Source organism: Marinobacterium halophilum, assembly GCF_003014615.1.
Classification (GTDB): Bacteria; Pseudomonadota; Gammaproteobacteria; order Pseudomonadales; family Balneatricaceae; genus Marinobacterium; species Marinobacterium halophilum.
This window is the reverse complement of sequence record NZ_PYGI01000024.1, coordinates 1-15,488: the sequence shown is the minus strand read 5'-3', so window position 1 is coordinate 15,488 and position 15,488 is coordinate 1. Positions and strand designations below refer to the sequence as shown.

Genomic DNA, 15,488 nt, shown 5'->3' with positions numbered 1-15,488 from the left:
CCCTTAACAGGGCGTTTATGTGAATAGGTGAAGCTGTGAGATATAACATGGAAGATGGCTATGGCCTCAAGCACCTATTCGAGAACTGTTTTGGCCGAAAAGCTTGGTATGAGCTGAAGCACTGCACTGATTTAGCAATATGGAAGAAGTATTGCGCTCGGCTTCTATCTGCAATAGAGGTTTCTGCAAAATCTACCGTCGAGATCGCTGATGAAGCTTGGTTCGAAGAGCTTTCAGGGGAAGTTGGGCATGGAAAGGATATGGTCCGACTGTCAGAGGACTTCGAGCAACTATTCTCCAATCTAGCTGCGTCACTTGGAGCGATAAGTTTTTTGCAGTTGGGCTTGGTCCCTAGCCGTCTAACCGTGGATAGTGTCACCTTGCGGCACCCAAGCAACTGGAAACTAGACCGCTACCGTTCTGTTCAGTATGTCCAGAACTCCGAGCAACGGGAAAATTCACATAACAAGAAAAAGCAGTCGGACGCATAAATGCGGCGCTGTTTTTGGCGTTAGCTTTTTATTGAGGAATAACGAATGGATTCATTCATTGCACCAATACCAAAAATTCACTTTGACGCTGGACAATTTCTTCTCAACGAAAAGGATTGGATTGCATTGGGAACGGATGCGTGGGAGTTAATGAAAGAATTTGCAGTCGGTGCGAATGTACTAATTTATGTGTCTCATGACCAGGCAGATCCTGTCGTTACACATAGAGCGGAGTTTTTGGGGCTTATTGATAACCCAGTAGACATGAAGAAGGCTGAAGTTGAGGGTTACCGGCCAAATACAGCTATAGGAGAACGTTGGGTGTGTTATTGGCGTATCGGGAAAGTTGAAAAGTTGGTGGAACCAATCCCATTTGGCAATGTTCAGTTAAAGTCGGGAAAGTATCTTACATCATACCCTCGGGGGCCAATGGCAACCAAAAGCTAACAAGCAGCGGCAGAGCGACAGCCAACGCTGGGCGTTATGAGCAATGCTTCAGAATGTTTTTTTGACGTCGCGATAAAAATTTTCATGTGATCCCAGTGCAATCAATTATAAGGTCACAGTTCCGTCGTCATAGCTATAACCAAGCAAGGTTAGTTGTTCCACCATTTTGAATTTGTATACGCGCAGGAAAAATAGATCACCTTTCTTTTGCTCACCTAGCATAGGGTCTTCCATAAGCATCCTAACAGCTTTATCCAAATCCTCTTTCTGGTTTTGATGTTTGTAATACGTTAGTGATTTTAGCCAAAATTGTATGGCTCGAATTTTCCTGCTTCTATTTCGGCTTTAGAAATAATTACTTGCTTCACAAAGTCATAAGAAAAATCAGGATTATCTTCCATGATTTTACCAATTTTTGCCCAATGTTCAATTTGTTTTGGAGTAGTTCGGTTTAATGCTTTACCCATGATAGTAGCTTTTTCTACTAGGTCTTGGTCTAGCCTTACACTTGTGGTTGCCATAGTATTTCTCCGATATTAGTTAAGACATAGTGTAGTAAAACGCTACAATTGTAGCAACTTGCTCATAACAAGTGACTGTGGTGTCCAGCATAAATAATCAGACTGTTTTTTGACGCCAGAGCTCTTCGTTTTTGAGCATGGTGTTGAGCACCACTATCAGCTTGCGCTGCAGGCAATGATGGCCACTTTGGTCAGTTTGCCTTGGGCTTTCAGATGCTCGTAGAAGCGTTTGAACACTGGGCTACATTGGATCGATGATAGCATCGCCATGAACATGACCGTGCGGATACGGTGACGGCCTCCACGGATGCGTCGCTTGCCATTCCAGGTACCGCTTTCGCGGTTCATGGGCGCGACACCGACGAGTGCGGCGATCTCTTTACGGTTGAGTTTGCCGAGTTCTGGAAGCTCGCTGAGCAGGGTGTACGCAAGGACTTTACCGACCCCCGGCACACTGGTCAGGATCTCGGCTTTGGTACGCCAATGCTTGACCTGCATAACAGCTTCATCGATCTGTTTGGTGATAGTCTTTATCTGAGTTTCCAGCGAGCGTAGCAATGTTTTGATAGAACGGTGCAGGGCTTTGGGCAAGATCTGGAGGCGGTTTTTCTCCATGGTCTGCATTTCAAGCAGTTGGCTGCGCCGAGTGAGTAAATCCTTGATCAAGCGGGACTGTTTGTCGGGGATGGGTTTAATATCCGGCTGTATGGTTGCTGCAAAACGAGCGATGACACTGGCATCAATCTTATCCGTTTTAGCCAGTACGCCGATGGCTTGGGCGTAGCGCCTGATGCTGACGGGATTGACCACGACAATGGGCAGGTTGGCCTGGTCGCAGGCAAACACGAACGCATGTTCATAGCGCCCCGTGGCTTCCGTGACAATGCGTGTGACATTTTGGGATTTAAGGACCTGAACGATCTTACGGATAGACGTTTCATCGTTCGGGATTTGGAAATGGAGGTCCAGCGGATGCAGGACGATATCGAGTTTGGATTTACCGACATCAACGCCGACGTTGATTTCAGTTTGGCTTTCTGTGTGTATGGTCATAAGCTAACTCTGCCTTGCTATACGGGCTCGGGCCCCGATGACTGTTCGAGTTATCGCTAACGAGTCATGCAGCGCTACCCACTTGTTATCGGTCTCTCGCAAGAGGAGCCGGCGCTACATCGAGCTGCTGCATGAAGGCCCTCAATGGCCGTTGAGGGTGGGTCCCAATTTACCCGGAAAACACAGAGAATTATCCATACAAGGCCAAGCACGGCGACTTATACTACATTGCGGCTTCGCATCCATTTCATAGCCGCGCATGCTGGCTGGCGTTAGGTGCACAAGGAGATTATCTCGGTGAAGGATATCGATGGAATTGAGCAGGTCTTGCAAGTGCTGCAGCCTCATTGGGAGCAGATCGAGGCCGATTTCGAGCGACACAATCAGCGCTTTTTGGAGCTTTCCGCTGCTGATCATGATGCCATCGGCCGCGTACTCCGCGCGCATCTCGTCATCGAGTCGTTTATGGGAGCTTTCTTAACGCAGCACTATGGCTTAGATGATTTCGAAGGCTTGAAGCTTTCCTTTTTTCAAAAGGCAAAGTTGTTCCCGTCGCGAGTCTCAAGCGCCGCAGCGGTGCGTCCCGGCATCCTTCAAGTCAACTCCGTTAGAAACAAGTTCGGCCACAGGCTGAACCATCAGATCGAGCGTCACGAAATCAGTGCTGTCCTAGAAATGCTGAGAGCAGCGCGCCCAGGCATTGATTTCGAAAGCGAAGTAGAAGCGATCGAGGCCTCCGCCACAGTAGCGTGTGCATTCTTGTCGGTGCCCCCGCCGGAGCTACAACAACTATTCCTAGAGGCTTTTCAGAATGTGCATTCGTATGAGCCTTTTGCCGACGCCTAACCAGAGCGTGGAGTGCGACAGTTGCTACGCATCCGCGCTTCATGCTTTTCGTTATGCACGTCCACTAAAGGAGTTTTACATGTCTGAAAAATTAATGCAGCAATAGAGTTGGCGAACGATGGTACGTACTACAATGTCCTTTTGAACGTGTAAAGCTCAAAAGGGTAAACCGGTTGATAAAGAGGATGTATATTATGTCAAAAAATCGAAGCGAGGACGTTTGGTTAGATCCTGAAACTGGGCTGATGTGGCAAACGGCAACAAGCGATAATAAGATAGGTTGGAAGGATGTAGGTAGGTATGCTGAGCAATTAAACCAATTAAATTATGGAGGCTATAGCGATTGGAGAGTGCCAACTAGATTTGAATTAGAAACACTAAATACTGTAGAAGCTTGTTTCATAAAAGGTGGCCCTAGTTCAGGAATTTTTATTAAAGAGCCGCTTTTGCATTCAATGGATTTTGATCATCAGTCTTTTTGGACATCAAGCCAAGCTGATGAAATAGATGAAAATGGAAGAGCGCGCGCATTCCTTGTTAATTTTTTTTATGCAAAGAGTGAGGCACATAGTGGCTATGCTTGTTATTCCAAATATGTCCGGTGTGTTCGTTACTGATATGAAAACCTTCATTTTCAACCACGTTTCTTAATGAAGATATTCGTAGCTGGTTGGCAAAAAATTTTCTAACTGGTCAAGTAGCCAAAAATATTATGCATGGCATAAAGATCGATGGGCAAAAAATGCATAACAAATCGCTCAAGAAACGCCACTTCGTGGCTGGACAGTTTTTAAGTCGCGCTTTTGTGTTTTTTCTGCGCAAAAATATTCTACAAACCCGCAACTTTAAAACTGCCGCTTAGCTCGGCATTAGATTTGAGGCATAGGTATCGTGGTAACAGACTGTGTTCGATACGAAGACATTGAGGAAAAAAGAACAGGGTACTATGTACACTATTCGCCAGTTTTTACTGATCAAGAGTTCGCAGTACTCAGTGTTCACATATACACCCCTGAGTTAGTAGAAAAATCCAAAGAGATTGCTGAGACTGAGCTGAAACACTGGATTGAAAGGTATCCAACACCACTAATGGTCCTGGTAAAGAACTTGACCGATGTCGACTTGAGAACAAAAGACTTAGTTGGTGAAAATTACCTGCTAGGCTACCCGAGTAAGAAGGGTGTCTATCACTGCTGGGGCGAATATCCGGAAGGGGATAAGCCAAACATTGATTTATCCAAAGAATCTCTAGCAAAAATATACTCAGGCTTACCATTCAAAACCAGCGCAGAAGTCCAAAAAGATTTACGACTTCAAGCAAGAGGTGTAAAAACATTGCGCATTGTTATGATATTGTGGCTATGTGTAATTCCAGCACTAATTGCATATTTTGGCTGGTCAAATCCAGTTGTGTCTTTTTTGGCATTATCATATAGCTTGTACATGGCCACGAAGAAAGGCCTTGAACTGTGGGGCGTTAAGCAAAAATCCCCAAAAGAGCTTGAGAAAGAAAAAGAAAACCAGCTTAAAGAGCACCATCACTATCACTGTAAAATTAATCCTGATGGTTTTCTCAAGCTTAAGCTTGATAACTTCAAAAAAGAAAGGATGGATAGAAAGAAGGCCAAAATTGAAAGTATGCGCAACTAACAAAGCCGTCAACGTTCAGCCCAACTGCGTTGGGCTCGGACCTTCGCTGCTGCGTAGCTTCGGCCCGTTACGGCGGCGTTAGACGCCCGAGTTACCCAATAAACATCACGGGAGTCATGTAGGCATAGCCATGAAAATCATTAAAAATTATGATGTTAATTTAAAAGTTATATCTGAGGCTACGGAAACTCAAGCACCAAAAAGTGAAGTTACTATCAAGGGTACCAAGCTAAAACTAATCATCAGCGGATTTTATCTTGAAGCGTGCATTCAATATGACGAGCGTTATCTAGTCTTCACCACTGATGGCTGCCCTTTTGAAGAGTCGCTCAATATCTATTTGCTAAGTGGCGATAACGAAATTATAGATAGTGCTACTGCTTTTTGTCCATACGGTACCGGCTCGTTTCAGTTGCTTGGGACTACAGATCCCGATTTGGTTCAATTCAAATTTTTTATCGACAAAGATTGGCAAATTAAAATATTCAAAAGTAATAGAATTAATATTCCCTATATTTCAGAATCTTCTGGTGTATGGCGTAAGATTAAATTTTGTAGGTCTTTCGGTGTATCGGAAGTTTCCGCTCAATAACTAACCAAAAAAATCTAACAAAACGTTAATGCCCGCTTCGGGCCAACACTTTCTGATCTGGCAACTTTGAGCAGGGGCTGTATGTCATGTAGCGCTTAAGCGCACGAAGCAGACGCTATCGGACCTTACGGCCACACTGTTTTGCGTACCTAACGGGAAGCTGCGGTGGGCGGACATGGCTGTGAAAGTTGGCGTTGCCTGATGCAAACGCCACTTTGGGTGTCATTCCACCGGATGCTTGGGGGTCATCCAGTCGACGGGGCAGGCCTGGCACTCATCCATATGGGTGCCTTGGAAGGTGGCAAAGCGGATGCTGGCACCGCGCAGGTCTGCACCTTGCATGTTGGCGTAGTTGAACTTGGCTTCCTGCAGGTTACTGTCACGCAGGTTGGTGTCGGTGAAGCGAGTTTTGGTCGCCCAAACCATCTCCATGTTGGCCCCATAGAGGCTGGCGTTGTTGAAACGGGCGTTGCTCAGGCGGGCGAATGACAGATCGGCACCGTCCAGGCGGGTTGCATTGAACTTTGCGCCTTGTGCATGCATGGCCCAGCCAGACACGGCAATCATGTTGGCATGGTCCAGTGTTGCGCCTTTGAGATTGGCTTTCTCCAGATTGGCACGGGTCAGTAATGCGTGGCTGAGGTCAGCACCTTGCAGGTTGGCCCCGCGCAGGTCGGTGTGGCGCAAATCGGTGTGGCGCAGATTGGCACCTTGCAGATTGATGTTATCCAACTGCAATCCGGACAGGTTCTGGCCCGAAAGGTCAGCCTTGCTGCAGTCGGCGGCGGTGTCGGGAACACACTGGGCGGCTGCAGAGGTTGCGAACAGCAGGGTCAGACAGGATACGCCGAGTAGTGAGACGTTAGCCATGGTATCTCTCCTGAGGCAGACCTGCCGGGTGGCAGGCCTGCGGGCAGTGTGGATCGGTTATTTGTTGGCGACTTTATTTGCCCATTTCGGCAGTTTGAAGGCCCAGAATGAACCACCCTGAGAAACAGGTTTGGTCAGCTTGGCCATGTCACCGCCCCACAGCGGTACTGCACCACCGTAACCCGAGACGATACCGATGTACTGTTCGCCATCCATTTCCCAGGTCACCGGGCTGGAGACGATGCCGGAGCCGGTCTGGAACTTCCACAGCTCTTCACCGTTCTTGGCGTCAAAGGCTTTCAGGTAGCCGTCACCGGTACCGGTGAACACCAGTCCACCTTTGGTAGTGAGTACGCCAGCCCAAAGCGGCAGTTTTTCCTTGTGTTCCCACTCAATGTCGCCAGTGATCGGGTTCATTGCGCGCAGAATGCCGACATGGTCGTCATACATCTCGCGGATACGGAAGCCCTGGCCCAGGTAAGCGGCACCTTTCTGGTAGGTTACTTCTTCAGTCCAGTAGTCCTCTTTCCAGTGGTTGCCCGGTACGTAGAAGTAACCGGTATCCTGGCTGTAGGCCATGGGGTTCCAGTTCTTGCCGCCAAGGAAGGGCGGTGATACTTCGATAGACTCACCTTTCTTCTCGCCCGGTTTCGGCGGTGGCGGACGCTGGCCTTCTACTTCTGCCGGACGGCCTGTTTTCGGGTCAATGTGGGTGGCCCAGGTGATGTTGTCCACGAACGGGAAGGCACGGATGAAGTCGCCATTCTCGCGGTTTACGATGTAGAAGAAACCGTTACGGTCGGCATGGGCCGTGGCCTTGACGGTTTTACCGCTGTCTTCATATTCAAACAGCACCAGTTCATTGTTGCCAGAGAAGTCCCAGGCATCATTGGGTGTGTGCTGGTAGAACCAGTCCACTTCACCGGTTGATGGGTCAACCGCGATCTGGCCCGAGGTGTAGAGGTTGTCGTAATCCAGCGGGTTGCCGCCTTCAGAGGTCCGCTTCCAGGTATTCCAGGGTGCCGGGTTGCCAGCACCAATGATGATCTTGTTGTTTTCGACATCGAAGCTGGCGCTCTGCCAAGGGGCACCGCCGCCGTGGCTCCAGGCTTCAACCTTGCCGGTTTCGGTGTTGGGATCATCCGGCCAGCTGGGTGCGCGCGGATCACCGGTCGGTGTGCTTTCCTTGCCGTTCAGGCGGCCCATATGACCTTCTACGAACGGACGCATCCAGATCTCTTCACCGGTCGCTGGATCGCGGGCAAACAGCTGGCCCACCACGCCGAATTCGTCACCGGAAGACCCGTGAATCAGCAAGACTTTGCCGGTCTTCTGGTCTTTGATCAGCGTCGGGGCACCGGTCATGGTGTAGCCGGCGGAGTGGTCACCGAATTTCTTCTTCCAGACCACCTTGCCGGTGTCCTTGTTCAACGCCACGATGGCGGCGTCCAGGGTGCCGAAGTAAACCAGGTCGCCGAAGATGGCAGCACCACGGTTGACCACATCACAGCAGGGGCGGATGTCGTCCGGCAGGCGGGCAGCATAATCCCAGAGTTTCAGGCCGGTTTTGGCATCGATGGCAAAAATACGCGAATAAGAGCCGGTGACGTAAATAACGCCTTCATGGATCAGTGCCTGAGACTCCTGGCCACGCTGTTTCTCGTCACCGAACGAGAACGACCATGCGGGGGTCAGCATTTCGATGTTGTCGGTGTTCAGTTGTGTCATCGGGCTGTAGCGTTGTGCTTTGGGACCGATGCCATAACCCAGCACATCTTCGGACGTTGCCTGGTCATTAACGATATCGTCCCAGGTCACCTTGGAGGTTGCGGCTTGAACGCTGGCACTGCCCAAGCCAATAGCGGCCCCCAGAATTACAGCCTGGACCCGCTGGGCCAGTAATGAGCGGCGCGGCGCTATTATTGTTGTTTTCATCATTGCAATACCCTGTTGGTGAGTGAGATCGGCGCTGGGTCGTTGACCGGTGCCGAACGGTACTGGGGCATTGTGCGGATCGGGCGGGCTGATCGGCCACGGCAGGATGCCCGGTAACAGCAGGCAGGTGGCTTATCGAAAATGGGTGGATATCTTGAGGGCTCGGGAATAATTCCCGATTAATCAAAGGGTTATGCGTAAGTTTTACGACTTTGGGCGTGCTTTGTCAAACCTTGGTCGTGTTAATGCGCATAATTTACTACCAAGGGAGCATATTTTGCCTGCCAAGGTGTAATTCTGACCGGCGACGTGCTGGTTCATCATGGTCGTCATCAAGGTTGGGCAGTTTCGCCCGACGTTCCGATTACCCGATAACAATAATGGTGAATGCACATGTCCAAGCTGAATTCAATCACCGGCCTGTTGGCCGCTGCTGTCATGGCCACTGCAGTGTCCGGTACGGTTATGGCTCACGGTGATGTAGTGCCGCAGGCCGTGGATACCGAAGGGTTGACCCCGCTGGGTGAGGAATGGGCGGATACCAATCCGTACCGTGATGCGGACGATTTTGATCGTGCAGTCGAAATCGGTGCCTCTGCTTATAACCAGAACTGTGCCCGTTGTCACGGCCTGGATGGTATTTCCGGTGGTATCGCACCTGACCTGCGTTATCTGACTGCCGATTATGACGGTGACGAGTGGTACAAGTATCGCGTAATCAATGGTGCCGTGCGTGATGGTGCTGTTTACATGCCGAAAATGGCGGATACTTTGAGCCAGGAAGCATTGTGGGCGATCCGTAGCTGGCTGGAGACCAAATATGTTGAGGAATAAGCTGCTTACCCTGCTTATACCCTTGCTGACAGGCCTGCTCGCGTGCGAGCAGGCTTTTGCGCGTCTATATGATGACGTTATCGACTCGGGTTATATCCGTATCGGGGTCTACAAGGATTTTCCGCCATACTCCTTCATCCAGGATGGGGAGCCTACCGGCATAGATGTTGCGATTGCACGTGAAATGGCCGAAGGACTCGGTCTTGAGCTGCAGTTACACTGGATTATACCGGACGAGGGTTTGGAAGATGATCTGCGCAACAATGTGTGGAAAGGCCATTACCTTGACAAGGATGAAGACAATCCGCTGGCGATGAAGCAACTTGCCGATGTCATGCTGCGTGTGCCTTACGATAAGGCATATGCCTACAAGCAGGACTCGCTGGGGTATCTGATCAATGAGCATGTGGTCATGAAGGCGCCTTATCAGCAGGAGCGTTGGCAGGTAGCCTACGACAGCAAGCGTTTGAAGGCTGTGCGTACCGTGGCGGTGTTCCAGTACGATCCAATCGGCGTTGAGGTCGACAGCGTACCGGCTTTCTACTTCACCTCGGCATTGGGTGGACGGATGCGCAACATGACCCATCACTATGCTTCCCCGCGGCTTGCCTTCTCGGCCATGCAAGCGGGTGAGGTCGCAGCGGTGATGGCGATGCAGAGCGAGATCGACTGGTTGTTGCAGCAAGCCAATGATCCCCAATATCGACTGGCCGAAAACAGCTTTCCTACCATGGGCAAGCAAACCTGGGATATTGGTATTGCGATTCGTCAGACGGATCGTCAGCTGGGCTATGCCGTTGAGGAAGTGCTGGATCGTCTGATCCGTTCCGGTGAGATGGGAGCACTGTTTGCCGGTCATGGCGTACGTTACACCAAGCCCGCGTTCTACCAGGTTGCCGAGGAGGCTGCGACAACGAACTGACCGGCTGCCTGCACAATAAAAACAACAGGAGGTAGGTATACATGATGCGAATATATCAATGGCTGACAGGGTGTGCGGCCCTGTTGTGCATGAACGTGGCGCTGGCGGCTCAGCCGCCGGACCCGTTGAACTCGGTGTTGTGGGACTACACGCGCAACATCTTCCTTGGCGATGTCGATTATCGCTTCAATCCGGATGTGCGGGTAGACGTGCCCGCATTTGCCGAAGACCCCACCCAAGTGCCCATCACCGTGGATGCCCGTGCCCTGAGTGGCAATATCGAACGCATAGTCGTGTGGGCCGATCTCAACCCCATTCAGCATATTTTCAATTATTTCCCCAGTGAGCTTGCCAGTCCCAAGGTGTCTTTGCGCATCAAGGTGCAGCAGAGTACGGCGATTCGTGCCGCTGTACTGACCAAAACCGGTGAATGGCATATTGGCTATGCCCAGCTGGATGCGGCCGGGGGAGGGTGTACCACACCAAGCATGGGCAATGCCGATCCCTACTGGCAGAGCCATTTGGGCGAAGTAAAGGCGCGTCGCTTTGCGGCTGATGACAGTGAGGGTGCGCGCTACAAGTTCCGTGTGATTCATCCGATGGATACAGGACTGGTCGATGCCATCCCCGAATTCTATCTGCAGCAGGTGGAGCTGAAGGGGCCGGAAGGCACAACCGTGGTGCGCATGGAACTGTCACCGCCAGTGTCAGAGAATCCGGTTATCACCTTTGATCTTGATGATACGCGCAGTGGATACACTCTGTGGATGCGTGATAACGGTGGCAATGAATTCGAGCAGACATTGTAAGGAGGTGTCATGAAACATCTGATGATATTGATGCTGCTGGTCATAAGTGCGCCGACCTTGGCTGCCCGGCTGGAATATGATCTGCGGGCCGAACAAGTTGCCGATAACACCTGGTTTGTCGAGGGCAAAACGGAAGACTTCAGTGTCGAGAACGGCGGTCATATTGTTAATACGGCCTTTATTGTCACCACTGAAGGCGTGATCGTACTCGATACCGGAGTGTCGCGCCGTTACGGCGAAGCCCTGCTGGCATTGATCCGCACCCGAACCGATCAGCCCATTCGGCTGGTGATCAATACGCATCAGCATCCTGACCACTTTCTCGGCAATCAGGCTTTTGCCGATTGGCCCATAGCGGCCCTGGGCCAGACACAAGCCCAGATCCGCCAGCATGGCGACAGCTTTGCCGAAAACATGTATCGCCTGGTGGGAGACTGGATGCGGGGGACTGAGGTGGTCGTGCCGGATCAGGTGATCGAACCGGGCATGATGGATGTGGGTGGCCACCGGCTTGAGTGGATGGAGCTTAGCGGACACAGCGGGGCTGATCTGGTGTTGTTTGACCACAGCACCGGCGTGCTGTTTCCATTCGATATGGTGTTTTATCAGCGTGCGCTGACAACGCCGCATACGCCGGGCCTGAAGCAATGGCAGCAAGAGATTGAACAGCTGCAGGCAATTCCGTTCAAGGTGATGTTGCCGGGCCATGGTCCCAAGGTGACTGACCAGCGCGCACTGGAACAGATGCATGATTATCTGGGCTGGCTGGACCAGGTGCTGGCCGCGTCGGCGGAGCAGGGATTGAGCATGACGGAAGTGATGACACAATCGATTCCGAGCCGTTTTGACGGGATTGCGCTGCGACAGGTCGAGTTTGAGCGCACGGTCTCCCATTTATACCCGCAATATGAAGAAGCTGTCTTCGATAATTGATGATATCAAAATGCCATTCCACGGGGCTTTGCGGCGAGTAGTACGACCAAGTGAGGATAAAACTGCTTCGCCGGTGCAATTGTGAGAAAGGTGCTCAGATTCAAGAATGCCCTAACGGATCGGGAATTTTTCCCGAATGCTCCTGGAAAACAAAAAAATCCTAAAAGGGGACAGCGATGAAGAAACTAGGCCGCAGCACTGGCTTTGCCGTATCCGCGCTCGTAGCTGCCATGTCTTTTGCCACAGTGGCACAGGCTGGCATTACCGACAAGGATATACTGGCTGACCAAATGACCACCGACGATGTCGTCTCCTATGGTCTGGGTCCGCGTGGACAGCGATACAGTCCGTTGGAAATGCTCAATACCGATACCGTCAAGGAACTGCGTCCGGTGTGGTCGTTCTCCTTCGGTGGCGAGAAGCAGCGTGGTCAGGAATCACAGCCGATGGTGAAAGACGGTGTGATGTATGTCACCGGTTCTTACTCTCGCGTATACGCCATTAATGTTAAAACCGGCGATGAACTGTGGGAATACAATGCACGTCTGCCGGATGGCATTATGCCGTGCTGTGACGTGATTAACCGTGGTGTTGCACTCTACGGTGATCTGGTTGTCTTCGGTACGCTGGACGCCAAGCTGGTTGCCTTGAACAAGGATACCGGCAAGGTTGTCTGGAAGAAGACCGTTGCCGACTACAAGGAAGGCTACTCGCTGACCTCTGCACCGCTGATCGTGAAAGGCAAGATCATCACGGGCGTATCCGGTGGCGAATTCGGTGTTGTCGGTAAGGTTGAAGCCTATGATGCCGTGACCGGTGATATTGTTTGGACACGTCCGACCGTTGAAGGTCACATGGGCTACGTCTGGAAGGATGGCAAAAAGGTTGAAAACGGTATCTCCGGTGGCAAGCCGGGACAGACCTGGCCTGGCGATCTGTGGAAGACCGGTGGTGCTGCAACCTGGCTTGGCGGTACCTACGATCCTGAAACCGACCTGATGTTCTTCGGTACCGGTAACCCGGCTCCCTGGAACTCGCACCTGCGTCCGGGCGACAACCTGTTCTCCTCTTCACGTTTGGCGATCGACCCGGATAACGGCAAGATCGTCTGGCACTTCCAGACCACGCCGCACGATGGCTGGGACTTTGACGGCGTAAACGAGCTGATCTCCTTTGACTACACGGATGGTGGCAAAACCGTTAAAGCGGCGGCTACCGCCGACCGTAACGGTTTCTTCTACGTACTGAACCGTGAGAACGGTGATTTCATCCGCGGCTTCCCATTCGTTGACAAGATCACCTGGGCCGAAGGCCTGGATGACAAGGGTCGTCCGATCTTTAAAGAAGGTGGACGTCCGGGTAACCCGGCTGATGCCAAAGATGGCAAGAAAGGTGAGTCGGTGATGTCCGCTCCTTCTTTCCTGGGTGGCAAGAACTGGATGCCAATGGCGTACAGTCAGGATACTGAACTGTTCTATGTTCCGTCCAACGAGTGGGCCATGGATATCTGGAACGAACCGGTTTCCTACAAGAAAGGTGCGGCCTACCTGGGTGCCGGTTTCACCATTCGCCCGATGAACGATGAGTATATCGGTGTGCTGCGTGCGATCGACCCGAAAAATGGCAAGGAAGTCTGGCGCTACGAGAACTACGCGCCGCTGTGGGGCGGGGTACTGGCGACCAAGGGTAACCTGGTATTCACCGGTAACCCTGAAGGCTATCTGATGGCATTTGACGCCAAGTCCGGCGAGATGCTGTACAAGTTCAACACTGGCTCCGGTATTGTCGGTTCGCCGATCACCTGGGACATGGATGGCGAGCAGTACGTCTCCGTTGTGTCCGGCTGGGGTGGTGCGGTACCGCTGTGGGGTGGTGAAGTGGCCAAGCGCGTCAAGCACCTGAACCAGGGTGGTTCGGTGTGGACCTTCAAGCTGCCTAAAGGCAACTGATCAACCACTGATTAATAATGCGTGTAAAAGCCCTGCCGGGATTCCGGTGGGGCTTTTTGCGTTGAACTTTTTTTAAAACCTTAACTCAATATAAACAATGAGTTATTAATATTTACTAATGTTGCATCTGCGTCTGATACCTTTGATCAGGGGCGTACGACTTGTGCAGGTATACGGTCGTAATGCCTCGGTGCATGATGCGAAAACAGCATATTTTTCCCCCTTCGGTTGCCTGTGTCCAACAGCAATCTCAGGTGATCATCAGGTCATCATAATCACGCTCTGACGACTGACGTTTCACTTGGGGGAAACCATGAATAATAAAAAACTGACTATCAAACTGCTGCCCGCGATGATCGCGCTGGGCATGGCTGCGCAGGCGCAGGCCGGCATCACCTTGTATGACAAGGATGACACGACCTTCAGCACAGATGGCATGATCAACGCTTTCTATGTGCAGAGCGATAATGATGGCCGCACCCAGTCCCGCGTTAAAATGGGTTTTCTGCCCAACTGGATCGGTTTCAACTTCGGCAAGCAGACCGGCGACCTCAAATTGGGTGCACGTTCATCGTTCTGGGTTAGCATCAACGACTCCGACGTGGTCCGTGCCAACAACCAGGGACGCGGTGAGTCTCTGGGTACAGACACAGGTATCGATGTTCGTCAGTTCTATGGCACTGTTGATGCCGATTGGGGCCAGGTGTTGATCGGTAAGGACTTTGGTCTGTTCAATCGTACCAATATCATGTCTGACGAATTGTTGCTTGGCTATGGTCAGACGTCTGATACCCTTGGCCTGATCGACGGCGGTAATGTGTCCTTCGGTAACATCGGCTCTGGCTACACCTACCCGTTCCCGAAAGCACAGATCACCTACCGCAGCCCGACTAAGAACGGTTTCCAGCTGGCGGTTGGTATTTTTGATCCGAGCAAGTCCGATACGGATTCTTCAGAAGAAACACCGCGTTTCGAAGGTGAGCTGACCTACGCAACCAATTTCGACAACGTTGCCGTCAAAGGCTGGTTGGGTGGCTTGTATCAGAGTTCCGACGATCCTGATGGTACTGACGTCAACAGCATCGACTCAACAGGTGTATCTTACGGTGCCAATGTGAAGTTCGGTGATCTGTCATTGACCGCCTCTGGTTTCCAGAGTGAAGGTATCGGCAGCATCGCCTCCATCGATAACCTGGTGGTCGATGAAAGCGTTGAATTGGAAGGTTACCTGTTACAGGGTTCTTATACCTTTGGTCCGAACCGCGTTGCACTGTCCTATGGTGAGAACGAAGGCCAGAATGGCGCTGACTTCAACTATGAAAATACCGCTGTCGCCTGGTTCTACACTGTTAACAGCAACCTGAAGCTGGTTGCTGAATATGACAAGACTGAAGTGACGCTGGCCAGTGTCGAAGCAGAAGAAAATGACACCGTTGCACTGGGTGCCGTACTGACCTGGTAAACACGCGGTTTTAATCTCTGCCGCTATTGCAACATCGCCGCACAACTGGACCCCTTCACCGGTTGTGCGGTTTTTTTATGGCTATGTCTGAGTTAGTTGTTGTGGATATCGCTCAATAGCTTCTAACAAACATAGCTCAGCTGTTATTCCAGTAGAATAACGTTCCAGCATCCG

Annotated in this window: 16 protein-coding genes and 1 pseudogene; 12 read left to right on the top strand and 5 right to left on the bottom strand. The window is 51.2% G+C overall.

Annotated features, from left to right (window positions below):
- Positions 1–47: 47 nt before the first annotated feature.
- Together CLV44_RS15175 and CLV44_RS15170 are read left to right on the top strand one after the other, a co-directional pair.
- Positions 48–491, top strand: a complete 444-nt coding sequence (locus tag CLV44_RS15175; protein ID WP_106592971.1) for a hypothetical protein — start codon at positions 48–50, stop codon at positions 489–491.
- A 45-nt stretch (positions 492–536) separates the two neighbouring features.
- The gene (locus CLV44_RS15170; protein ID WP_106592970.1) at positions 537–938 is read left to right on the top strand and encodes a hypothetical protein; all 402 of its coding nucleotides are present in this window, start codon (positions 537–539) and stop codon (positions 936–938) included.
- A gap of 105 nt (positions 939–1,043) precedes the next feature.
- Here the strand turns inward: CLV44_RS15170 and CLV44_RS17570 are convergent, their stop codons facing one another.
- From CLV44_RS17570 to CLV44_RS15155, 3 genes and pseudogenes are all read right to left on the bottom strand, one after another.
- The gene (locus CLV44_RS17570; RefSeq protein WP_245912708.1) at positions 1,044–1,262 is read right to left on the bottom strand and encodes a type II toxin-antitoxin system RelE/ParE family toxin; all 219 of its coding nucleotides are present in this window, start codon (positions 1,260–1,262) and stop codon (positions 1,044–1,046) included.
- Positions 1,238–1,459 carry a TA system antitoxin ParD family protein gene (locus CLV44_RS15160; protein WP_106592968.1) on the bottom strand — a complete coding sequence of 74 codons (222 nt, stop codon included), beginning with the start codon at positions 1,457–1,459 and terminating at the stop codon, positions 1,238–1,240. Before CLV44_RS15160 ends, CLV44_RS17570 begins: the two co-directional genes overlap by 25 nt.
- 97 nt (positions 1,460–1,556) lie before the next feature.
- Positions 1,557–2,512 (bottom strand): annotated as a pseudogene (locus CLV44_RS15155) (IS110 family RNA-guided transposase).
- A gap of 297 nt (positions 2,513–2,809) precedes the next feature.
- On the opposite strand from CLV44_RS15155, the gene CLV44_RS15150 reads away from it, so the two are divergent.
- The 4 genes from CLV44_RS15150 (at position 2,810) to CLV44_RS15135 (ending at position 5,600) form a co-directional block, all read left to right on the top strand.
- Positions 2,810–3,358 carry a hypothetical protein gene (locus tag CLV44_RS15150; protein ID WP_106592967.1) on the top strand — a complete coding sequence of 183 codons (549 nt, stop codon included), beginning with the start codon at positions 2,810–2,812 and terminating at the stop codon, positions 3,356–3,358.
- A gap of 194 nt (positions 3,359–3,552) precedes the next feature.
- Entirely contained in the window at positions 3,553–3,975 is a 423-nt protein-coding gene (locus tag CLV44_RS15145; protein ID WP_170069368.1) for an Lcl C-terminal domain-containing protein, read from the top strand.
- 274 nt (positions 3,976–4,249) lie between these two features.
- Complete coding sequence (locus CLV44_RS15140; RefSeq protein WP_146140020.1) at positions 4,250–5,008, top strand: hypothetical protein; 759 nt, start codon at positions 4,250–4,252, stop codon at positions 5,006–5,008.
- Positions 5,009–5,138: 130 nt separating this feature from the next.
- Positions 5,139–5,600 carry a hypothetical protein gene (locus tag CLV44_RS15135; protein WP_106592964.1) on the top strand — a complete coding sequence of 154 codons (462 nt, stop codon included), beginning with the start codon at positions 5,139–5,141 and terminating at the stop codon, positions 5,598–5,600.
- Between the two features lie 222 nt (positions 5,601–5,822).
- On the opposite strand, the gene CLV44_RS15130 is transcribed toward CLV44_RS15135, so the two are convergent.
- Together CLV44_RS15130 and CLV44_RS15125 are read right to left on the bottom strand one after the other, a co-directional pair.
- Positions 5,823–6,470 (bottom strand): pentapeptide repeat-containing protein, encoded by a 648-nt coding sequence (locus CLV44_RS15130; protein ID WP_106592963.1) that lies wholly within the window; start codon positions 6,468–6,470, stop codon positions 5,823–5,825.
- 57 nt (positions 6,471–6,527) lie between these two features.
- Positions 6,528–8,408 (bottom strand): methanol/ethanol family PQQ-dependent dehydrogenase, encoded by a 1,881-nt coding sequence (locus tag CLV44_RS15125; protein WP_106592962.1) that lies wholly within the window; start codon positions 8,406–8,408, stop codon positions 6,528–6,530.
- A 390-nt stretch (positions 8,409–8,798) separates the two neighbouring features.
- On the opposite strand from CLV44_RS15125, the gene pedF reads away from it, so the two are divergent.
- From pedF to CLV44_RS15095, 6 genes are all read left to right on the top strand, one after another.
- Positions 8,799–9,239, top strand: coding sequence for a cytochrome c-550 PedF (gene pedF / locus CLV44_RS15120; RefSeq protein WP_106592961.1), 441 nt, complete (start codon positions 8,799–8,801; stop codon positions 9,237–9,239).
- Positions 9,226–10,161, top strand: a complete 936-nt coding sequence (locus CLV44_RS15115) for a substrate-binding periplasmic protein (RefSeq protein ID WP_106592960.1) — start codon at positions 9,226–9,228, stop codon at positions 10,159–10,161. The genes pedF and CLV44_RS15115 overlap by 14 nt, the downstream gene beginning before the upstream one ends.
- A 41-nt stretch (positions 10,162–10,202) precedes the next feature.
- A complete protein-coding gene (locus CLV44_RS15110; protein WP_245912706.1) occupies positions 10,203–10,970 on the top strand; it encodes a quinoprotein dehydrogenase-associated SoxYZ-like carrier in 768 nt (255 codons plus the stop codon).
- A 9-nt stretch (positions 10,971–10,979) separates the two neighbouring features.
- Positions 10,980–11,903, top strand: a complete 924-nt coding sequence (locus tag CLV44_RS15105) for a quinoprotein relay system zinc metallohydrolase 1 (protein WP_106592959.1) — start codon at positions 10,980–10,982, stop codon at positions 11,901–11,903.
- 176 nt (positions 11,904–12,079) lie between these two features.
- The gene (locus tag CLV44_RS15100; protein WP_106592958.1) at positions 12,080–13,852 is read left to right on the top strand and encodes a PQQ-dependent methanol/ethanol family dehydrogenase; all 1,773 of its coding nucleotides are present in this window, start codon (positions 12,080–12,082) and stop codon (positions 13,850–13,852) included.
- Positions 13,853–14,165: 313 nt separating this feature from the next.
- Positions 14,166–15,314: a porin gene (locus tag CLV44_RS15095; RefSeq protein WP_106592957.1), complete on the top strand. Its 1,149-nt coding sequence runs from the start codon at positions 14,166–14,168 to the stop codon at positions 15,312–15,314.
- The last annotated feature ends 174 nt before the right edge of the window (positions 15,315–15,488 follow it).

What these genes read in the sequence shown, in the direction of transcription:
- CLV44_RS15135 (WP_106592964.1), top strand. Translation starts at nt 5,139, where the DNA reads ATGAAAATCATTAAAAATTATGATGTTAATTTAAAAGTTATATCTGAG.
- CLV44_RS15115 (WP_106592960.1), top strand. Translation starts at nt 9,226, where the DNA reads ATGTTGAGGAATAAGCTGCTTACCCTGCTTATACCCTTGCTGACAGGC.
- CLV44_RS15170 (WP_106592970.1), top strand. Translation starts at nt 537, where the DNA reads ATGGATTCATTCATTGCACCAATACCAAAAATTCACTTTGACGCTGGA.
- CLV44_RS15095 (WP_106592957.1), top strand. Translation starts at nt 14,166, where the DNA reads ATGAATAATAAAAAACTGACTATCAAACTGCTGCCCGCGATGATCGCG.
- CLV44_RS15105 (WP_106592959.1), top strand. Translation starts at nt 10,980, where the DNA reads ATGAAACATCTGATGATATTGATGCTGCTGGTCATAAGTGCGCCGACC.
- CLV44_RS15130 (WP_106592963.1), bottom strand. Translation starts at nt 6,470, where the DNA reads ATGGCTAACGTCTCACTACTCGGCGTATCCTGTCTGACCCTGCTGTTC.
- CLV44_RS15175 (WP_106592971.1), top strand. Translation starts at nt 48, where the DNA reads ATGGAAGATGGCTATGGCCTCAAGCACCTATTCGAGAACTGTTTTGGC.
- CLV44_RS15145 (WP_170069368.1), top strand. Translation starts at nt 3,553, where the DNA reads ATGTCAAAAAATCGAAGCGAGGACGTTTGGTTAGATCCTGAAACTGGG.
- CLV44_RS15110 (WP_245912706.1), top strand. Translation starts at nt 10,203, where the DNA reads ATGATGCGAATATATCAATGGCTGACAGGGTGTGCGGCCCTGTTGTGC.
- CLV44_RS15160 (WP_106592968.1), bottom strand. Translation starts at nt 1,459, where the DNA reads ATGGCAACCACAAGTGTAAGGCTAGACCAAGACCTAGTAGAAAAAGCT.
- CLV44_RS15125 (WP_106592962.1), bottom strand. Translation starts at nt 8,408, where the DNA reads ATGATGAAAACAACAATAATAGCGCCGCGCCGCTCATTACTGGCCCAG.
- pedF (WP_106592961.1), top strand. Translation starts at nt 8,799, where the DNA reads ATGTCCAAGCTGAATTCAATCACCGGCCTGTTGGCCGCTGCTGTCATG.
- CLV44_RS15100 (WP_106592958.1), top strand. Translation starts at nt 12,080, where the DNA reads ATGAAGAAACTAGGCCGCAGCACTGGCTTTGCCGTATCCGCGCTCGTA.